Origin of the sequence: Marinomonas vulgaris (assembly GCF_018145875.1) — a bacterium.
In the GTDB taxonomy this organism is placed as follows: domain Bacteria; phylum Pseudomonadota; class Gammaproteobacteria; order Pseudomonadales; family Marinomonadaceae; genus Marinomonas; species Marinomonas vulgaris.
Genome location: NZ_JAGSSV010000010.1, coordinates 18,359 through 38,054 on the forward strand (window position 1 = coordinate 18,359; position 19,696 = coordinate 38,054).

The 19,696-nt window shown below is 45.8% G+C and carries 13 protein-coding genes; 7 read left to right on the plus strand and 6 right to left on the minus strand.

Features of this window, described 5'->3' with window-relative positions; genetic code table 11:
• Positions 1–12: 12 nt before the first annotated feature.
• Positions 13–1,002, minus strand: a complete 990-nt coding sequence (locus J9B83_RS09465) for a 2-hydroxyacid dehydrogenase (RefSeq protein WP_211536515.1) — start codon at positions 1,000–1,002, stop codon at positions 13–15.
• A gap of 195 nt (positions 1,003–1,197) precedes the next feature.
• Between J9B83_RS09465 and J9B83_RS09470 the strand changes: the two genes are divergently transcribed.
• On the plus strand, positions 1,198–5,088 hold the full coding sequence (locus tag J9B83_RS09470; RefSeq protein ID WP_211536516.1) for a CHASE domain-containing protein: 3,891 nt from the start codon (positions 1,198–1,200) through the stop codon (positions 5,086–5,088).
• Between the two features lie 30 nt (positions 5,089–5,118).
• Here the strand turns inward: J9B83_RS09470 and J9B83_RS09475 are convergent, their stop codons facing one another.
• Positions 5,119–7,446, minus strand: coding sequence for an FdhF/YdeP family oxidoreductase (locus J9B83_RS09475; RefSeq protein WP_211536517.1), 2,328 nt, complete (start codon positions 7,444–7,446; stop codon positions 5,119–5,121).
• Complete coding sequence (fdhD, locus tag J9B83_RS09480; protein WP_211536518.1) at positions 7,439–8,272, minus strand: formate dehydrogenase accessory sulfurtransferase FdhD; 834 nt, start codon at positions 8,270–8,272, stop codon at positions 7,439–7,441. Before fdhD ends, J9B83_RS09475 begins: the two co-directional genes overlap by 8 nt.
• Before the next feature lie 330 nt (positions 8,273–8,602).
• On the opposite strand from fdhD, the gene J9B83_RS09485 reads away from it, so the two are divergent.
• Positions 8,603–10,003 (plus strand): peptidoglycan DD-metalloendopeptidase family protein, encoded by a 1,401-nt coding sequence (locus tag J9B83_RS09485; protein ID WP_211536519.1) that lies wholly within the window; start codon positions 8,603–8,605, stop codon positions 10,001–10,003.
• Between the two features lie 38 nt (positions 10,004–10,041).
• Here the strand turns inward: J9B83_RS09485 and J9B83_RS09490 are convergent, their stop codons facing one another.
• The 3 genes from J9B83_RS09490 to folX are packed head-to-tail and all read right to left on the minus strand — an operon-like array spanning position 10,042 to position 14,619.
• Positions 10,042–10,833, minus strand: coding sequence for a CsiV family protein (locus tag J9B83_RS09490; protein ID WP_211536520.1), 792 nt, complete (start codon positions 10,831–10,833; stop codon positions 10,042–10,044).
• The gene (gene mfd / locus J9B83_RS09495) at positions 10,830–14,243 is read right to left on the minus strand and encodes a transcription-repair coupling factor (protein ID WP_211536521.1); all 3,414 of its coding nucleotides are present in this window, start codon (positions 14,241–14,243) and stop codon (positions 10,830–10,832) included. Before mfd ends, J9B83_RS09490 begins: the two co-directional genes overlap by 4 nt.
• A gap of 7 nt (positions 14,244–14,250) precedes the next feature.
• A complete protein-coding gene (folX, locus tag J9B83_RS09500) occupies positions 14,251–14,619 on the minus strand; it encodes a dihydroneopterin triphosphate 2'-epimerase (RefSeq protein WP_211536522.1) in 369 nt (122 codons plus the stop codon).
• Positions 14,620–15,053: 434 nt separating this feature from the next.
• Between folX and J9B83_RS09505 the strand changes: the two genes are divergently transcribed.
• Genes J9B83_RS09505 through nqrE form a run of 5 tightly spaced genes read left to right on the plus strand, consistent with a single transcriptional unit; the run spans position 15,054 to position 19,655 of the window.
• Positions 15,054–16,391 carry a Na(+)-translocating NADH-quinone reductase subunit A gene (locus J9B83_RS09505; RefSeq protein ID WP_211536523.1) on the plus strand — a complete coding sequence of 446 codons (1,338 nt, stop codon included), beginning with the start codon at positions 15,054–15,056 and terminating at the stop codon, positions 16,389–16,391.
• A 3-nt stretch (positions 16,392–16,394) separates the two neighbouring features.
• Positions 16,395–17,591: an NADH:ubiquinone reductase (Na(+)-transporting) subunit B gene (locus tag J9B83_RS09510; RefSeq protein ID WP_211536524.1), complete on the plus strand. Its 1,197-nt coding sequence runs from the start codon at positions 16,395–16,397 to the stop codon at positions 17,589–17,591.
• Entirely contained in the window at positions 17,584–18,384 is an 801-nt protein-coding gene (locus tag J9B83_RS09515) for a Na(+)-translocating NADH-quinone reductase subunit C (protein WP_211536525.1), read from the plus strand. Before J9B83_RS09510 ends, J9B83_RS09515 begins: the two co-directional genes overlap by 8 nt.
• Positions 18,384–19,046 carry an NADH:ubiquinone reductase (Na(+)-transporting) subunit D gene (locus J9B83_RS09520; protein WP_211536526.1) on the plus strand — a complete coding sequence of 221 codons (663 nt, stop codon included), beginning with the start codon at positions 18,384–18,386 and terminating at the stop codon, positions 19,044–19,046. The genes J9B83_RS09515 and J9B83_RS09520 overlap by 1 nt, the downstream gene beginning before the upstream one ends.
• Positions 19,047–19,655, plus strand: a complete 609-nt coding sequence (gene nqrE, locus J9B83_RS09525; RefSeq protein WP_211536527.1) for an NADH:ubiquinone reductase (Na(+)-transporting) subunit E — start codon at positions 19,047–19,049, stop codon at positions 19,653–19,655.
• Positions 19,656–19,696 lie beyond the last annotated feature (41 nt).

Genomic DNA, 19,696 nt, shown 5'->3' on the forward strand with positions numbered 1-19,696 from the left:
GCCATATTAACTTTAAGCCAAACGTCTTGTTTGGCTGGTCTCGGCATCATGGTGAAGTAGGTTATCTACCGTAGTAGCTGCAATGTGGTTGAGCGCTTCTATGGTGAAGTAGCCTTGATGGCCGGTAACGACCACGTTGGGGAAGGTGAGCATGAGTTGGAAGACGCTGTCTTGGATGATGTGAGAAGACATGTCTTCGAAGAAGATGGCGTTTTCTTGCTCATAAACGTCTAACCCAAGGTAGCCAATTTTTCCGGAATATAGGGCGTCGATGGCTTCTTGAGCATGAACAAGAGCCCCACGACTGGTGTTGATGATCATCACGCCGTCTTTCATTTTGTCTAGTGTGTGTTTGTTGACAAGGTGATGGGTAAATTCGTTCAGCGGGCAATGCAGGCTGATGATGTCGCTTTTTTCATACAAATCGTCGAGTATGACGTATTCACAACCAAGATCGATTAAAGCGGGATCTGGGTGTAAATCAAAGCAATAAACATGGCAGCCAAAGCCTTTCATGATGCGACAAAACGCCGCACCGATGCGTCCTGTGCCAATGCAACCGACTGTTTTGCCTTCTAAGTTGAAGCCCATCAAGCCTTCCAAAGCAAAGTTGCCTTCTTTTACTCTGTGGTAAGCGCGGTGAGTTTTTCGGTTCAGTGTCATGATGAGCGCAACGGCGTGTTCCGCCACAGACGTTGGGCTGTAATCGGGCACATGAAAGACTTCAATGCCTTCGGCCTTGGCGGCATCTAAATCCACATTATTAAAGCCAGCACAACGAAGAGCAATTACTTGGACGCCTTGTTTTTTCAAACAGCGAACAACTTCTGCGTTTACATCGTCATTTACGAAGCAAGACACCGCATCGAACCCCTGAACCAAGCCTATGGTCTCCATGCTCAGCCGGCTTTCAAAAAAAGTCATAGTAAGGTGAGTGTCATGGGCATGGTTGGAAAGCGTTCTTTTGTCGTAAGGCTTGCAAGAAAAAACAGCGATCTTCATAAAACCGAATCCTATCGTTTTGGAGGTGGTATTTTGCTAGGTGTGTGGATAGTTATATAACAAAAGAAGCGTTTTTGCTTGTTTTGGGTATATTTACTAAGAAGAGTCGAAGTAATTCTTATACACTGAGCAAAAGTGGAATGTGCGTGAATTGTATTTATTGAGATGCGAACAAGATTTGCCAGGAGGCAATGTTTGAACTGGAAAATGTCAGAGTATCTACTCAATCGTTGGGTGGTGTTGACCCTATTACTTGGCGTGTTAGTAACGTTTGGTGTGTCCTATCAAATTTATTATTCCAACCAATCGCGGATTAAGGAAAAAGCACAAGAGGCTTCTCATCAAGTTTTTCAAGAAATTGTTGCGCGAATTCGTTTATATCAATACGGTTTGCGCGGAGCCCGTGGTGCAGTGGTCACAGCTGGCGAGACTAGCTTGCGTCGAGAAGATTTTAAGAAATACAGTTTAACCCGTGATATCAACGTTGAATTTCCTGGCGCCAGAGGTTTTGGCTTTATCCGCCGTGTGCCTGTGGCTCAAGAAGCAAATTTTATTGCAGCGGCAAGACAAGACGGCTGGCCGAATTTCACCATCAAAACCCTGTACTCGAACTTTACTGAACGCTATGTCATTCAATATCTTGAGCCTATGCAGGGTAATTCAGGAGCCATTGGACTTGATATCGCCTCCGAACAAAACCGTCGTGAAGCAGCGACTTCGTCTTTATATACCGGTGAAGTACGATTAACCGCGCCTATTACCTTGGTGCAAGCGTCTGGCAAGCCGGAGCAGTCTTTTTTGATCTTGATGCCAATCTATTCCGGTGGCAGTACGCCGACGTCACAAGCGGAACGCATCAAAACCGGCTTTGGTTGGAGTTATGCACCTTTGTTAATGGAAGAAGTATTAAGCGGTTTGGCTATTGACGTTAAAAAGGTACGTGTGTCACTACAGGATATAACTGACCGGGACGAGCAAATTTCGTTTTATGACAGTGGTTCACTTTACAACCCTCAGTACGAACATACTCAAACGGCTTGGGTTTTTGGGCGGCAATGGCAGAGTAAGTTTGTGGTATCGCCGGCGTTTGTTAAGGATTTGCACTTACCCAATCCTGTTTTATTTCTTATTCAAGGCTTAATTATCAACTTATTAGCGGCGATTTTGGTGGCTGTTGTGCGCCTTAGCATAGCCCGTAATCGAGAAGTGATCAGCTATCAATCTAAAATAACGGCAGTAGTAGAGAGTTCAGCCGACGCTATTATCAGTAAAAATTTGCAAGGTCAAATTGACAGCTGGAATAAGGGGGCGGAGCATTTGTTTGGTTTTACTGCAGAAGAAGCACTGGGAAATACCGTGCAGGACCTGTTAGTACCCATTTCACTTAAAGCCGAAAGTGAAGATCTGGTTGAGGTGGTGAAACAAAAGAAACAGGCATTATCTGTGGAAACCCGAAGGGTCACCAAGTACGGTACGGAAGTGCCCGTGTCTGTGATGATTTCGCCTATCTTTGATGGCGATCATGCCATAACGGGTATCTCTCAAAGCATTCGTGATATGTCTGAGCACAAAAAAGCTCAAGCCAAAATCCAAGAGTTAAACACCAGCTTAGAGAACCAAGTTAAAGAGCGCACCGCCGAATTGCGAGAGCTGAATTATTTGTTGAGCGAAGTGTTAAACGCGTCGTCTGAAGTCTCGATTATTGCTACAGACCTAGATGGCAATATCACGCTCTTTAATCGAGGTGCTGAAAAAATGCTGTGTTACAGCGCAGCCGAGGTGGTTGGCCACCTGAGCCCAGTGGTGTTCCACTGCGATACCGAAATCGAACGCAGACGTAAGGCTATTTACGAAGAGACGGGCAAGGTTGTGTCTACCGCAATGAACGTGCTGGTATTCAATGCTTTGCAAAACGATTCTGACAGCCAAGAATGGACTTATTTAGATAAATTCGGACATCCGTGCCCGGTGTCGTTAGCTGTTACCCCAATGAAGAACAGCGAACAAGTGGTGACAGGCTTTCTTGGCATAGCGATGAGCATTAGTGAGCAGAAAAAAACTCAGCAGGCTCTTACGTACGCTAGAGATCAGCTGTTAATGGCGGCCAATGTAGCGCGCTTGGGGATTTGGAGTTATAACATAGAAACCAGCGTGCTGGAGTGGAACGACCTTATGTACGACTTGTATCAGGTGCCGTTATCGAAAAAAGAGGAAGGTATTGTCTACGATGACTGGTTTACCTGTGTTCACCCAGACGATAAAGACAAAGCGTGTGCAGCTATGAAGTCTTGTGTTTTGGGCGAGAAGAATTTTGATATTGTTTTTCGTATTTTATTGCCAGGTGGTTCAACGCGTCACATTGAAGCCAGTGCGTCCTTGCAAGAAGGTGAAGACGGTAAACGAACGAAAGTGATGGGGATTAACCGAGACATTACTCAAGAACGGGAGTTGGAGCATTGGTTGCGTAAAGCGAAAAACGATGCTGACGCTACCAGCGCGGCTAAGTCGAGCTTTTTAGCGAATATGAGTCACGAAATTCGCACCCCAATGAGTGCTATTTTAGGCATGTTGCACTTGGCTAAACGCACCCCTTTGACGGCGCAGCAGCGTGATTATATTACCAAAGCCCATGTGTCGGCTCAGTCTTTGCTGGGTTTGATTAACGATATTTTGGATTTTTCTAAGGTCGATGCGGGAAAAATGCAACTTGAAAAAGCCCCATTCGAGCTGGCGGCTCTGTTGTCTGAATTGTCGGCGGTGATGTCCAGTGTCGCCACAGAAAAAAACATTGAATTGGATTTTGATATAGACAGCACCATCCCTCCCTATTTGCTTGGCGATCGGTTACGTTTGCTGCAAGTGCTGATAAACCTGTTGAGCAATGCGGTGAAATTCACCTTGCAAGGGCGGGTGGTTTTGAGCATCGAACAAACCAAGCTCGAAGACGATGTGGTTTGTTTGCTCATAGCGGTGAAAGACACCGGTATTGGTATTGCTAAAGAGCAGTTGGACAGTATTTTTGATGTGTTTTCTCAGGCCGAATCTTCAACAGCACGACGCTTCGGCGGATCGGGTCTTGGTTTGGTGATCAGCCGTCGCTTTGTCGAGTTGATGGGCGGGAAGTTACAAGTGAAGAGTGAGCTAGACAAAGGAAGCTGCTTTTATTTTACCATCGCTTTGCCAATCGTCGCTGCTGACCATGTTCATCACAATGAAGAGCGTGAAGTTAATGAGGCTCGCTTGGTGGGCTTACGAATTTTATTGGTTGAAGACAATGCTTTTAATCAGCAAATTGCTAGTGAATTGTTAACCGCTGAGGGAGCAGAAATCAGTGTCGCTAGCAGCGGTTTAGAAGGTGTGTCACTGGTATTAGATCATGATGATAGGTACTTTGATGTGGTGTTGATGGATATGCAAATGCCAGGAATGGACGGTTTAGAAGCTACAAGGCAAATTCGTCGTGTTGAACGATTCCGCTCTTTACCGATTATCGCGATGACGGCAAATGTGTCCCAAGCCGACCGTCAACAGTGCTTTGATGCGGGCATGAACGATCATATTGGCAAGCCTTTAGACATTGAGAAGATGATTCAGAGTATTGCGCAAAACACCTCTGTGTTACAGCACGACAACCCTAAGCCAATGGCAGAAACTACCGAACGTAAAGCTCAGATGATTGAAAAAGCGGTTAACATCATGAAGCAAGAAGTGACAAGTATGAATCAAGAATATGAAGCGGTCTCAGATGTTTTAGATCGTTTTGGAGGCAGTGTTGAGCTTTTTCATAGCGTAGTAGAAGCCTACAGAGAAGAGTCTTCGGCGTTGATCGTGAGCATTCATCAGGCGATTCTCGAAGGCAATCATCTGTTGGTGCGAGAGCATTTACACAGTTTGAAAGGTGCGTCGCTGACCTTGGGTTTGTCGGGGTTAGCGAAAAGGTTGGCAGAGTGGGAAGCGATATTGAAAGCGAGCCAAGACCAAGACAACATTCGCCGTCATTTGGAGGATATTGGCAAGGAGGCTTGGCAGGCAGAATTGGATGATGCCGTGTCGACCATGGTGAAACACATGGGTGACACGGCTTAAGGCGGTTTTTTAGAAACCGTAAATCCAGCGTTAGACGGCAGACAGAGAAATGTTTTGCGGACTTTCTATGTAGGCTTCTAGCTCAATCGCGATGCTTTTCGATGTTGGGGTATGGCTAAATTCACCGTAGCTATCTAAAGGCACCAAGGGGTTGGTTTCTGGGTAGTACGCCGCTATGTTGCCAGCCGGAATGCTGTAAGGCACCAGTTTAAAGCCACTTACTCGACGTGTGACGCCATCGTCCCATAGAGAGCGAAGTGTCACGGCTTGCCCTTCTTCAAAGCCGAGGCGTTGAATGTCGGCAGGGTTGATAAACACCACTTTACGCTCGCCTTTAATACCGCGATAGCGATCGTTCATGCCATATATGGTGGTGTTGTATTGATCATGCGAGCGTAATGTTTGCATGATTAGAGTGGTATTAGTGAGCAAGCCTCTAGCGCGTTTTGGCAAGATGGATTCAGGTAGCGTATGGGTGTGACAAATGGCTTTGCCTGAAGGCGTTTTCCAATTACGCTCACGAGCGCTGTTCCCTAAGTAAAACCCACCTTCCTGTAAAATCCGTTCATTGAAGCCGTCGAACCCAGGAACAACAGCGGCAATGTGCTCGCGAATTTGATCATAGTCTTCAATGGTAGTATTCCAATCAATAGGAAACGAACCAAGTGTCGCCGCCGCCATGCCAGCAATGATAGCGGGCTCGGATTTTTGTTGTTTGCTTAAGGGCTCTAACACGCCGCCAGAGGCATGAATCATACTGAATGAATCTTCCACGGTCACTTTTTGCAGACCCTTGGCTTGATGATCGATGTCGGTACGACCAAGGCAAGGTAAAATCAACGCCTCGGTTCCGGTGATCAAATGTGAACGGTTGAGCTTGGTGCTGATTTGCACCGTTAGTTGGCAGTTTTGCAGTGCTTTCGCGGTGGCCTCTGTGTCTGGAGTAGCGGCGGCAAAATTACCGCCTAGGCCAATAAACACGCCAATTTCACCATCGCGCATGGCACGAATGGTATCAACTACCGCCAAACCGTGTTCTTGTGGTGGAGCAAAGTTGAAATGTTTACCTAAGGCGTCCAAAAAGGCTTGAGAAGGGTGCTCGTTGATGCCCATGGTGCGATCGCCTTGTACATTACTGTGACCGCGAACAGGGCAGGCTCCCGCACCTGGTTTACCCAAGTTGCCACGCAACGCCAGCAGGTTGACCATTTCATGAATGGTCGGCACTGAATGATGATGTTGAGTGATGCCCATTGCCCACGTGATGATTGCACTGTCTGCTTTGGCGTACACAGTGGCGGCGTGAACGATGTCGTCTATAGACAAGCCAGATTGCTCAATAATGGCGTCCCAAGGGGTATTTTTTACTTCTTCTAGGTAGTCATCAAGGCCCTGAGTATGCTGTTCGATAAAGTCGTGGTCAAAGATGGCTTTGCCTTGCTGTTGCGCTTTTTCTTCTAGGTCGATAAGCACTTTCACCATGCCACGAACAACGGCCATGTCACCGCCAATTTTCGGGCAGTAATAACCGGTATTGGTCGGTTTAGAGCCGTTAGTCAGCATTTCGATCGGGTTTTGAGGGTTTTGAAAACGCTCTAACCCGCGTTCTTTCAAGGTATTAAACGTCAGTATCTGTCCGCCTCTTTGGACGACCTCTTTGAGCGTTTCGAGCATCCGAGGGTGATTCGTGCCAGGGTTTTGACCAAACACAAACACCGCATCGGCGCGTTCGAAATCGTCTATTTCTACTGTGCCTTTGCCAATACCAATACTGCTGATTAATGCATACCCACTGGCTTCGTGACACATGTTGGAGCAGTCTGGGAAGTTATTTGTACCGTAAGCGCGAGCAAACAATTGATACAAGAATGCCGCTTCGTTACTGGCACGACCAGACGTATAAAAAGCCACGTTGTCAGGGCTAGATTGGCTTTTTAAGGTATCGGCGATTTGCGTAAACGCTTGCTCCCAAGAAATGGCTTCATAATGATCTGTGTCTTTGTTGTAGCGCATCGGTTCGGTCAGACGACCTTGGTATTCTAGGAAATAATCGCTTTGGGAGTTTAGCCAAGAGACGCTGTGTTCGGCCATGAAAGCGGCATCCACTTTGCGTGAGGTGGCTTCCCAATTGACCGCTTTGGCACCGTTTTCACAGAAACGAATTTTAGATGGGTCGTGCTTTTCACCCCATGCACAGCCTGGGCAGTCAAAGCCATGGGGCTGGTTAGTTTTTAGTAAGGTGTTGATGTTGCGTACAGCGTTGTCGCTTTTTAACCAGTGAGATGTGGTGCTTTGCAGCGCACCCCAACCACCGGCTGGGCCCTTATATGGTGTATAAAAATCCGTCTTTTTACTCATGATTTGTGCCTTCTGATTGCTGCGACGACGCGAACACGCGAGGCGCATCTTGCTTGGGTAAGTGAATGAGGGTAAGTCCGTAATGTCGAGCAAGTTTCACCGCCAATGTACTGGGGGAAGCGAGATGTATTAATCTTGATAAGCCCACGCGAACGGCTTTTTGCACTAATTCTGTGCTGCATCGGCTCGACATCAGCACACTGTGATTGTGTAAGTTTATCCCTTGTTGAAGGGCGTAGCCAAGTATCTTGTCTAAAGCATTGTGTCGGCCGATGTCTTCCATGCAGATGATGGCGTCGCCTGCGGGGGACAATAGTAAAGCGCCATGAACCGCTCCAGTTTGATTGCCGAGGGTTTGATGTTGATGAAATTGCCTGCGTAATTGTGTCAACAGAGCGTCTTGAAGCGGCCTACATGGTGCGAGCTGCTCAAGCTCTGGCACGGCTGCGGCGATTGATTCAACACCGCATAAACCACAGCCGCTAGCACCAAGATGAGTATGCTTACGTTGTTTGAATCGGGCAAATTGTCGTGGGCTGATTACAAGGTTAATGGCAAGACTTTGAACACCCATTGCTGAGGAGCTTTCTTCTATTTCCATATCGCGCACGTTATCAAGCTGGGTGATGAGTCCCTCACTGCGGGCGAACCCTAATACAAACGCCTCTAGATGTAAGGGCGTTACCATCATGACCGCATGGGCAATACCATTAATGCTGATAGCAAGCGGGGTTTCTTCTACCAGATCGGCGCAGCCTTGTTCACCCCCAATGCGATCGAATGCATAGGCGCCATGGCTGGAGAAGGAAAAAGGTAAATGCCACATAGGTTGAATTCTAGGTTAGTAAATGATCTTAATACTACGTAGACCGCACGAGGTCGTCCAATGCTTTTGTCTTTCTTTGCCCCTCAAAATACCGTATTCTTTGGTTCTAATTTAGAGGACGTTATATATTTTGACGGGTGAAAATATCGTTCAAAAACATCGTCTTTAACAAGCAGAAAAAGAAAATTTTCTTTTCTGTGGTGGCAAGGAAAAGGCACATGCGACAAGGTATGGTTCTGTTTTTGTCATGTATTGAGCGCTACCTGGTGACGGTATTCCCATCTGAAAGTGCGTCTCTTTGAACCAATATTGTTTTATGAGTGTCTGTTTATGTCATCTTTTATCGGTTTTTTACGTGTGATCTTAGCCGGTCCACGGCTTCTTGTTGTCAGTATTATTATCGTTTTTCTTATCGGCTTGTATGCCTATGATGTGCTTGTTTCTTCGAAACAATCCTTGGACAGTTATCAAGTCCCTGTAGTTACCAAAACCCCCCTTTTGATTGAAAGCAAGAAAGTATTCGATGCACCTGCTTTTGAAGTAGATTCGGTTAGTAGTGATGTAAATGAAGAGGAGATTCCGGTTTCCTTGGTGACGACAGACCCTCTTGAAGAGGTCGAAAAAGCCCCCGTTGCGCCACCTGAGGTTAAGTATGTGGTGAAGTCTGGTGATACTCTGGCCGGCATTTTTACAGGGCTTGGCTTGTCTATCGACTCCATGTACGCCGTGCTCGAAGCAGACCAAGAATACTTGGTGCTCGAGCCTTTGATGCCAAAAGACGAGTATCATTTTAAGTTAGATGATAAAGGCGCTTTGCTTGAATTAACTCGGTCTTTAGACGCCAGCAAAAGTGTGTCGTATATACGACATGAGAATGGTGGGTTTACCTATCAAGAAACAACCAAGCCCATCACTTACACCAGCGAAGCTTTGCACAGTGAAATCGAAGGGAACTTCTACCTTTCGGCGAAAAAAATTGGCCTGACAGATGCCACGATTTTACTGATCAATGATGTTCTCAAAGGGCGAGTGAATTTCCATAAAGATTTAAGAATGGGTGATACATTTAACGTGGTGATAAAAAAAGGCAGTGTTGATGGGGTAAAAGTCGGCAAAAACCAACTTGAAGCACTACAGTTGACGGCAAGGGGCCAAACTTATCGAGCGTTTTTGCACTCAGATGGACGCTTTTATGATGGTGATGGCAACAGTTTGACGCCGGCGCTTTTGCGTTGGCCAACACGTAAACAGTTCCGGATCAGTTCGCCGTTTAATGCGAATCGACTTCATCCTATTACAGGTCGTAAATCACCACATAATGGTGTGGATTTAGCGACGCCCATTGGCACTGAATTGCTTGCGACTGGGGATGGTGTGGTCACTCGGGTGACGTCCCACAAGTACGCAGGAAAGTACATAGTGATTGATTACACTGGGCCTTACGGATCAAGGTATCTGCATTTAAGCAAAGCCTTGGTCAAAAAAGGGCAACGGGTAAAACGCGGTCAAGTGGTGGCGTTGTCTGGAAACACGGGACGCAGTACAGGTCCTCACTTACACTATGAACTGCACATCAATGGTAGGCCAGTTAACCCGATGACAGCTGAAATCCCTACTACGCAGTCCATCCCTAGTGGCGAGCATCAGGCTTATCTAGATAAGGTGGATTATTGGGTTAAACTGATGGCAGCGCAAAATACCGCTAAAAATAATCTAACCGATAACATTTAAGAATATCTGGCGTTAGGTGGCAATGAGCGTGTGGTTATTTAATTTACCAGCTCATTGGTGCTGTTCAGGGCATCGTAAGTTAGGCTGTTACCGGTTTCTGGTACAACGGCTTTTGATGCCATTCTTTCCATCGCGACTTCCAAATCTAGCGGTTCAAAGTACAGCAGAGTGCCTATGGTTGGGTGGTCTAAATAATTGACTTTCTTGCTGGCTGTTTTGTTGCTTTGATGTAAGTTAAGTACCAAACCTGGCTCAAACGCTTTGAATTTTGACACAATATCGGATTCACTGACATCAAATGGATTGTCGCTTGTTACAGCTGGTACTGGTTGAGAAAAGCTGTCAAACAAATAATGCTGATAACGAATGTCAGATTCTAAATAACGGCCTAACGTTACCTTGAAAGTACCGGTAAGTTCAGGGTAACCGTCTTTTTGTTGCTCACTGTAAAAAGTCCTTTGCAGAGTGTCGCCCGAATCTTTAAAAATCAGCGTCCATTTTTGGTGAGATAACATGGTGACACGACGAGAAAGTTGCTGTTCGACCTTGGCAAGGGGGGAATTGTCTTCATAATTTGCAGGAGTCGACTCAGGTTTTATGTTGTTGCTTGTTTGCTCGTCCGTTTGTGTAGTCGGTAAGCGTAATAAATGATCGGTGACGTAGACATTTTGGTAATCAATTTGCTCTTTTGTCTGACCCTCAGGCCATAAAAAAGTCACCAGATAGCCCTCGTAGGCTCGAGCGGTATCGGGATTGAAGTTACTTTCCTCTGCCAGCAGAGACGTGCTGACGCTGGCTGAAAGTAGAGCGGTAACAAAAAAGGCTCTCAATGTAATAATTCCAAAGTTAGGGTCGTTTGTTGAAAACGTTCTTCGGCCGTGTTCATTGTGGCGAGGAACTTCAAGGTATCTGAGCCAACTAGTTTGTAGTTGTTTGGCTTGGTCTGAATCAGTTTTATCAGCTTCATTGGGTCAACTGGAGTCTTACTGTTAAAAAAGATCTTACCTTCTTTCGCGTTAGCTTCAATTTTATTAATGCCCAGGCTTTCTGCTTTCAGCTTCAATTCGGTTTGGCGAAACAAATTTTTTGTCGCGTCTGGCAATAAACCAAATCGATCAATCATTTCTACTTGTAAATCTTTTAGCTCACCGCTGACTTTGGCGCTGGCGATGCGTTTGTACAAGATCAGCCGAGAATGCACGTCGCCCAGGTAGTCCTCTGGAATCAAGGCGGGAACGCGCAAATTCACGTCGGTTTGCGCTGGTGAAGTGATGTCAACGTCTGGTGATTCGCCGTTTTTCAAGGATTTTACCGCTCTGTCTAGCATGTCCATGAATAAAGAAAATCCAACGTGCTCAATATGACCACTTTGACCGTCCCCTAGCAATTCCCCGGTACCACGGATTTCCAAATCGTGTGTGGCGAGAGTGAAGCCTGCACCGAGAGTATCCGCAAGGGTGATGGCTTCGAGGCGTTTTTCGGCATCACTGGTTACTTTGCGATCGTTAGGTGTGAGCAAATAGGCATAGGCCTGATGGTGAGAACGACCCACGCGACCACGCAACTGATGCAACTGCGCCAAGCCAAATTTGTCCGCGCGTTCGATAATAATGGTGTTGGCGTTAGGGATATCGATACCGGTTTCTATGATGGTCGAGCAAACTAATACATTGGCACGTTTGTGGTAGAAATCGGACATAACCTGCTCCAATTCTCTCTCGCGCATCTGGCCATGTCCGACAATAACACGGGCTTCGGGGATCAATTCTTCCAATTCTTCCGCGGTTTTTTGAATGGTTTGTACTTCGTTGTGTAAGAAGTAAACCTGACCGCCACGGTGTAATTCACGCAGAATAGCCTCTTTGATCTGGTGGTCATCTTTTTGTTTAACAAAGGTTTTGACTGACAAACGTTTCGCTGGTGGTGTGGCTATAATCGACAAATCACGAATGCCCGACAAAGACATGTTTAAGGTTCGTGGAATCGGTGTCGCGGTGAGTGTCAATATGTCAACTTCAGCTCTCAATGCTTTGAACTGCTCTTTTTGTTTCACCCCAAAGCGGTGCTCTTCGTCGATAATGACCAAACCAAGATTGGCAAATTTGATGTCGCTTTGAATCAACTTATGCGTGCCGACCACAATGTCTGCTTTTCCTTCTTGGAGTCTGTCGATGGCGGCATTGGACTGCTTTCCCGAGCGGAATCGTGATAGTAGCTCTATTTCAACAGGCCAGTCGGCGAAGCGGTCACAAAAGTTCTCATAATGTTGTTGTGCCAAAAGAGTGGTTGGCACCAACACGGCGACTTGCTTGCCATCTTGTACGGCTAGGAAAGCGGCGCGCATGGCGACTTCCGTTTTGCCGAAGCCCACATCACCACAAACTAAGCGATCCATCGGTTTCTTAGCAGACATGTCTTTCATGACCGCATCAATGGCCATTTGTTGGTCTGGGGTTTCTTCGAATGGAAAACCGGCGGCGAACAATTCGTATTGATCGTCAGGCTTGGCAAAGGCATAGCCTACGCGAGATTCGCGTTGTGCATAGATTTCAAGCAATTCTGCGGCGGTGTCGCGGGCTTTTTCAGCGGCTTTTTGTTTGGCGACGCTCCATTTGTCTGTACCCAATTTGTGCAGGGGGGCTGTGTCTTCATCAGCGCCGGTGTAGCGTGAAATTAATTGCAAAGAAGAAACAGGTACATAAAGTTTGGCGTCGTTGGCGTAACCCAAGGTGAGCAGTTCCGTTTCTTGGCCGTCGATCTGTAGATTGGTTAAGCCCAAATAGCGACCAACGCCATGATCGATGTGTACCACGGGAGCATTCATTCTTAACTCGGTTAAGTTTCGAATGATGGCGTCTTCGCTGATGTTGTTTTGTTTGTTGCGACGGCGATGTTGTGAGACACGTTCACCCAATATTTCACTTTCAGGGATCAGTGTCAGTTCATCATTAATGGTGAAGCCGCGACCAATATTGCCTTCAGTAATCGCCAGAGACTTGGTGGACTTGCTAAAGGCTTTCCAATCGTCAACTTGTTTGGGTTTGATGCCATGCTTTTTTAACAGGTCAAGTAAAGCTTCTCGTCGCCCTGCAGATTCAGCAACGATCAAGACTCGCGTGTGTGTCTGATCTAAAAAGGCTTTTAATTTGCTTAATGGCTGGGGCGATTTGGAATCAATTTTCACCACATCCAAAGGGGAATAAACAGGGTGCTCACCTTCGGCGGAAAAAACCACATTGGTGTATAAATTGAGCTGTGCAAATATTTCGTCTTCTTTTAGACATATTTCTTCTGGGCGCAGCACAGGGCGTTCGATATTGTAATTTAGAGATTCGTGACGGCTGCGATAGTCGAGCTGAATGCTGGCCAGTTGCTCGTGGAAAGTGTCGGACCGCACAATCAATGTATTGTCGGGTAAGTAATCAAATACGCTGGCGGTGTGTTCAAAAAACAGCGGCAAGTAATATTCAATGCCAGCAGGAATAATGCCACTGGAAATGTCTTGGTAAATGGGGCTGCTCAGCGGGTTGGTCTCGAAGCGCTCTCGAAAGGCCTGTCGAAATTGCTGTATACCTTGGGGCGTGGTGGGAAACTCCTTAGCCGGCAGCATTTTGATCTCGTCGACCTTGTCTATACTGCGTTGAGTTTCAGGGTCAAACCAGCGGATTGAGTCGACCTCATTGTCAAACCAGTCAATACGGATGGGGTTTTCAGCGCCCATCGGATACACGTCCATCAAGGCTCCGCGAATGGCGTATTCACCGTGTTCATGAACATTGTCGACGTTTAAATAACCGGCGTTGGTGAGTTTTCTTGATAGCTGCTCAAGGGGCAGTTCCTGTCCGGCTTTTAAGTGGAAGCGTTGCGCGTGCAAATGTTGTTTCGGGCAGAGGCGCGTCAAACAGGATGCTACAGTAGTGAGAACAACCGGGTTGGTGGTTTCACTCAAGCGCGCTAGCGTTTCTAGGCGTTGCGAAACAATGTCTTGATGAGGAGAAAATGCATCATACGGCAAGGTCTCCCAATCGCTAAAACGAAGGATGTCTTTTTTGTGCTGATTCAGAAACTGCAGCTCATCTTCCAGTTCATTTAGTTCGGCAACGGTGTTTACCATAAACAAAACCGGCTGCTTGTACTGGGCGGCAATCGCTAATAACTGCAGTGCTTTTCGGCTGCCATCTAGGCCGCATAACGTGTTTTTAAAGCCGGGTTTTAAGGTGAGCGATACAGTTTCTGACATGTTGGTTTTAGGTTTCTCTAGTAGCAGACAATGTTAAGGACACGGAATCGGCAAAGCGTAAAGCGTGTGGCTTAGAAACTTCTATTTTAGCAAAGGTAACATGCTTTGAGGTCATGCATAACGCTAGTAAGTCGGCCGTCATTTTTTCGAGCAACAAAAAACGGTTGTTTTCTGTGTGAGCGATCATTTCTTTGCAAATAGTACGATAATTTACCGCGTTTTCTACGTCGTCGGTATCGAACGCTTGGGACGCCGGGTACTGAATCCAAGCATTGATGATGACGTCTTGTTTGTTTTGTTTTTCAGATTCATTAAATCCGATGTACGTTCGTAAGCGTAAGTTTTTTATATGAATTTGAGCTTCAGGATTGATCATAACGTAGCTTCCATTATTAAGCTTACTAGAAGTAAGGCGATATTGTGTCGTTTTCGGCCTGGTATGGCAACTCAGTGAATACGCATTGGGGCTTAGTTTTGGATTGATTGCTAGGGTTTTAATTCAACTTTATGGGTTTGTTTTAATAGCCGATTGTTTGTTGTGCAAGTAATTTGTCAAAAGTCAGTCAATTAAAGGAGGTTATGTCAGTAATCAACACAAACAATTGGATTTAAAGAAAAGTTGGCGATTAAAGACGACCTCGTACGCTGGTCAAGGGGGGAAATGACCTTTATAATACTCCGGTTTTTTGGTGAAGTGAGTTTGCGTTTACATAACCTTTAAGGTTTGTCCGCTTGTGCATGTTTTCCCGGAGGGGGGTATGAGCAAAGCGCATTACGCTTTTTGTGTTCAATTTATTGTTGGGCAGACATATGTATAAAATTACAAAAGGCCTAGATCTTCCGATCTCAGGTGCTCCCAATCAAGTTATCGATAAAGCAGCAGCGGTTAAAACTGTCGCTTTGATCGGTCCTGACTACCATGGCATGAAACCGACCATGTTGGTTCAGGAGGGAGATAAAGTTAAAAAAGGGCAGGTTATCTTTACAGATAAGAAAACCGAAGGTGTAAAATACACCGCGCCTGCTGCTGGAACCATCAAAGCGATCAATCGTGGCGAAAGACGTGTTTTTCAATCTCTTGTTATTCAAGTTGAAGGCAATGATTGTGAAAAATTCGCGGCGTATTCTGGTTCTGAGTTAAAATCTTTGGATCGTGCAAAAGTCGTTGAGAATCTAGTGGAATCTGGATTGTGGACGGCCTTTCGTACGCGTCCATTTTCAAAAGTCCCTGAAATTGCTTCAGAGCCAAGCTCTATTTTCGTGACGGCAATGGACACGAATCCTTTAGCGGCTTCGCCTGAAGTGGTTTTGGCTGATCAAGCGGAAGCCTTCGCCGATGGTCTGACGGTATTAACCCGTCTGACGAAAGGTAAAGTATTTGTTTGTAAGGCACCTGGGGCTAAGATCCCAACAACTTCTGATGTGTCGGTTGAAGAGTTTTCTGGTGTTCACCCTGCTGGTCTTGCTGGTACGCACATCCATTTCCTTGATCCAGTTAGCGACAAGAAAACAGTTTGGTCAGTAAATTACCAGGATGTTGTGGCATTTGGTAAATTGTTTGTTACTGGCGAGTTGAGCACAGAGCGTGTTGTCTCGATTGCTGGTCCTCAAGTTAAGAAGCCACGCCTTGTTCGTACGCAAGTAGGCGCAAGCTTGGATGGGTTGTTGTCAGGTGAAGTAGCACAAGCTGAAAATCGCGTGATATCTGGTTCAGTGTTGTCTGGTCGAAATGCGCAAGGTCCATTTGCTTACTTAGGCCGTTATCATAATCAGGTATCTGTACTAGAAGAAGGTCGTGAGCGTCAAATGATGCATTACCTTCGTGCTGGTGTGGAAAAACACTCGATCATGAACGTGTTTTTCTCAAAACTGACAGGCAAAAAGTCATTTGATATGACCACTACCACAAATGGTAGTGATCGTACTATGTTGCCACTTGGAAACTTTGAACGCCTTGTGCCAATGGATATTTTGCCAACTCAATTGCTACGTGCGTTAGTAGTGAACGATACAGAGCAAGCTCAAAAACTAGGTGCACTTGAGTTAGACGATGAAGATTTGGCTTTGTGTACTTACAGCTGCTCAGGTAAGTTCGAATATGGCCCGATCCTTCGGGATTGCCTAACTCTAATAGAGAAAGAGGGTTAATTCATGGGGCTTAGAAAAGTACTCGATAAAATGGAGCCTGAGTTCCACTCAGGTGGTAAATACGAAAAGTGGTATGCACTTTTTGAAGCGGTAGACACCATTTTCTACCGTCCAAGTTCTGTTACTAAAAATGGTTCCCATGTTCGTGATGCGGTTGATATGAAACGTATTATGATCTTAGTGTGGATGTGTACCTTCCCTGCAATGTTCTTTGGTATGTATAACATTGGCTTGCAAGCCAATAGTGCCATGGATGTGATGGGTGTTGAGGCTGCAGACACTTGGCGCCATTCCATTATTGGTAGTTTGACTAGTTATAATGTCAACAGTGTGTGGGACAACATGATTTACGGCGCAATGTACTTTTTGCCTGTTTATCTAACGACCTTCCTTGTTGGTGGTTTCTGGGAAGTCTTGTTTTCTTCTGTGCGTAAGCACGAGATCAACGAAGGCTTCTTTGTTACCTCCATTCTTTTCTCTTTGTCTTTGCCTGCTACTGTGCCGTTATGGCAAGTCGCTTTGGGTATTACCTTCGGTGTGGTATTGGCGAAAGAAGTGTTTGGTGGTACGGGCAAAAACTTCCTTAACCCTGCTCTTGCGGGTCGTGCCTTCTTGTTCTTCGCTTATCCAGCGTCTATGTCGGGTGATGCAGTATGGACAGCGGTTGACGGCTTCTCTGGGGCAACAGCATTAAGCCAATTAGCGGCTGATGGCGTAGCCGGTTTGAGTGTTGTTTGGTCGGATGCATTCTTCGGCTTCATTCAAGGGTCTATGGGTGAAACATCCACATTAGCTATTTTAATTGGTGGTTCTGTACTACTGATTATGAGAATAGCGGCGTGGCGCATTGTTGCCGGTGTTATGTTGGGTATGGTGTTAACGTCATCACTGTTTAACGTGATTGGTTCAGATACTAACCCTATGTTTTCAACTCCATGGTACTGGCACCTAGTTTTAGGTGGTTTTGCTTTCGGTATGATGTACATGGCCACTGATCCAGTGTCTGCGTCCATGACAAATCGTGGCAAATGGTTCTATGGTGCTTTGATCGGTTTGATGGTTGTGCTTATTCGTGTTGTTAACCCAGCTTACCCAGAGGGTATGATGTTGGCTATTCTGTTTGCAAACTTGTTCTCGCCATTTATTGACCACTTTGTGGTTCAGGCAAACATTAAGCGGAGGGTAGCTCGTAATGTCTAGTAGTAACGATAGCATTCAAAAGACAATCATAGTTGCTCTATCCTTATGTTTGGTTTGTTCTATCTTCGTTGCAGCGGCAGCGGTGGGCCTTAAGCCTATTCAGAACTCCAACAAAGACTTAGACCGTAAACGTAACATCTTATCTGCGGCCGGTATGCTAGAACCTGGCAAAACCGTTGATGAGATTTTTGCAACGGTTGAGACACGCATCGTTAATTTGGAAACTGGGGCTTTTGCAACAGACGCTGAATTAAACGAAGCAGGTATCAATCCGGCAACTTATGATCAAACAGCGGCATCTAAAGACCCTCAGTTATCTCAAGCGTTGAGCGGTGAAAATGATCCAGCGAGCATTAAGCGTCGTGTAGATTATTCATCTGTATACTTGGTTAAGTCTGAAGGTGAAATCGACAGAATCATTCTTCCTGTTCATGGTTACGGACTTTGGTCAACTATGTATGGTTTTATGGCACTGAAAAATGATTTTAACACCGTTATTGGTTTTGGTTTCTACGCCCAAGGTGAAACACCTGGGCTTGGTGGCGAAGTCGACAATCCAAACTGGAAAGCCCTGTGGAATGGTAAAGAAGTTTATGACGACCAAGGTGAGGCGGTTATTCGTCTTGCCAAAGCGGGCGTCGACAGTTCTGATCCTCAAGCGATGCACAAGGTTGATGGTTTGTCTGGTGCAACCTTGACCAGCCGTGGTGTGACTAACCTTGTTCAATACTGGTTGGGTAAAGAAGGTTTTGCGCCTTTCTTGACAAAACTTCGTAGTGAAGGAGCTCAATAATGTCTGATGTGAAAAAAGTTCTCTTTGGGCCGATTCTTGCGAATAACCCAATCGCTTTACAGATCTTAGGTATTTGTTCTGCATTGGCGGTAACCAGTAGTTTGAAAGTTAGTTTGGTTATGGCGATTGCCTTGACCCTAGTAACGGCGTTTTCAAACTTCTTCATCGCGATTATTCGTAACCACATTCCAAACAGCATTCGAATCATTGTTCAGATGATCATCATTGCGTCCTTGGTTATCGTGGTGGACCAAATTCTGAAAGCTTTTGCGTTTGAAATCAGTAAACAGCTTTCTGTGTTTGTCGGTTTGATCATTACGAACTGTATCGTAATGGGTCGTGCCGAAGCGTTCGCGATGAAAAATGGACCGGCTATGAGCTTTGTCGATGGTATCGGTAATGGCTTGGGCTACAGTGCAATGTTGATCATTGTTGCCTTCTTCCGTGAATTACTTGGTGCAGGTAAACTGTTCGGTGTTGAAATCTTGGCAACGGTTCAAAATGGTGGCTGGTATCAGCCAAACGGTTTGATGTTGCTGCCACCAAGTGCCTTCTTCGTGATTGGCTTGGTAATTTGGGCGCTACGTTCTTATAAGAAAGAGCAAGTAGAAGAGCCTGACTTTAAGATTGCAGCGAATTCTCGTTCTCAGGAGGCGCTATAAATGGAACATTTAATTAGTCTATTTGTTAAGGCTGTTTTTGTTGAAAACATGGCGTTGGCATTCTTCCTTGGTATGTGTACTTTCTTGGCATTGTCTAAGAAAGTAGAAACAGCTATTGGTTTGGGTATTGCGGTTGTTGTTGTGTTGGCGATTACGGTTCCACTTAACAACTTGTTGTACAAAAATTTATTGGCTGACGGCGCACTTGAATGGGCCGGTTTACCAGGGGTTGATCTTAGCTTTTTGGGTCTGTTGAGCTATATCGGTGTTATTGCCGCTGTGGTGCAGATACTCGAAATGACGTTAGATAAATACATGCCTGCGCTGTATAACGCTTTGGGCGTGTTTTTGCCACTAATCACAGTGAACTGTGCCATCATGGGTGCGTCTTTGTTCATGGTAGAGCGTGACTACAACTTCAGTGAAAGTCTTGTTTACGGTGTAGGTGCGGGTGTTGGTTGGGCGTTAGCTATTGCAGCGCTTGCTGGTATTCGAGAGAAACTAAAATATTCAGATGTTCCTGCTGGTCTACGTGGTCTTGGCATCACGTTCATCACTGTTGGTCTAATGAGTTTAGGTTTCATGTCATTTTCAGGTGTGCAGCTTTAATAAGCGGCACTGTTAGACAACCAAGAATAAGGTGTAACTAA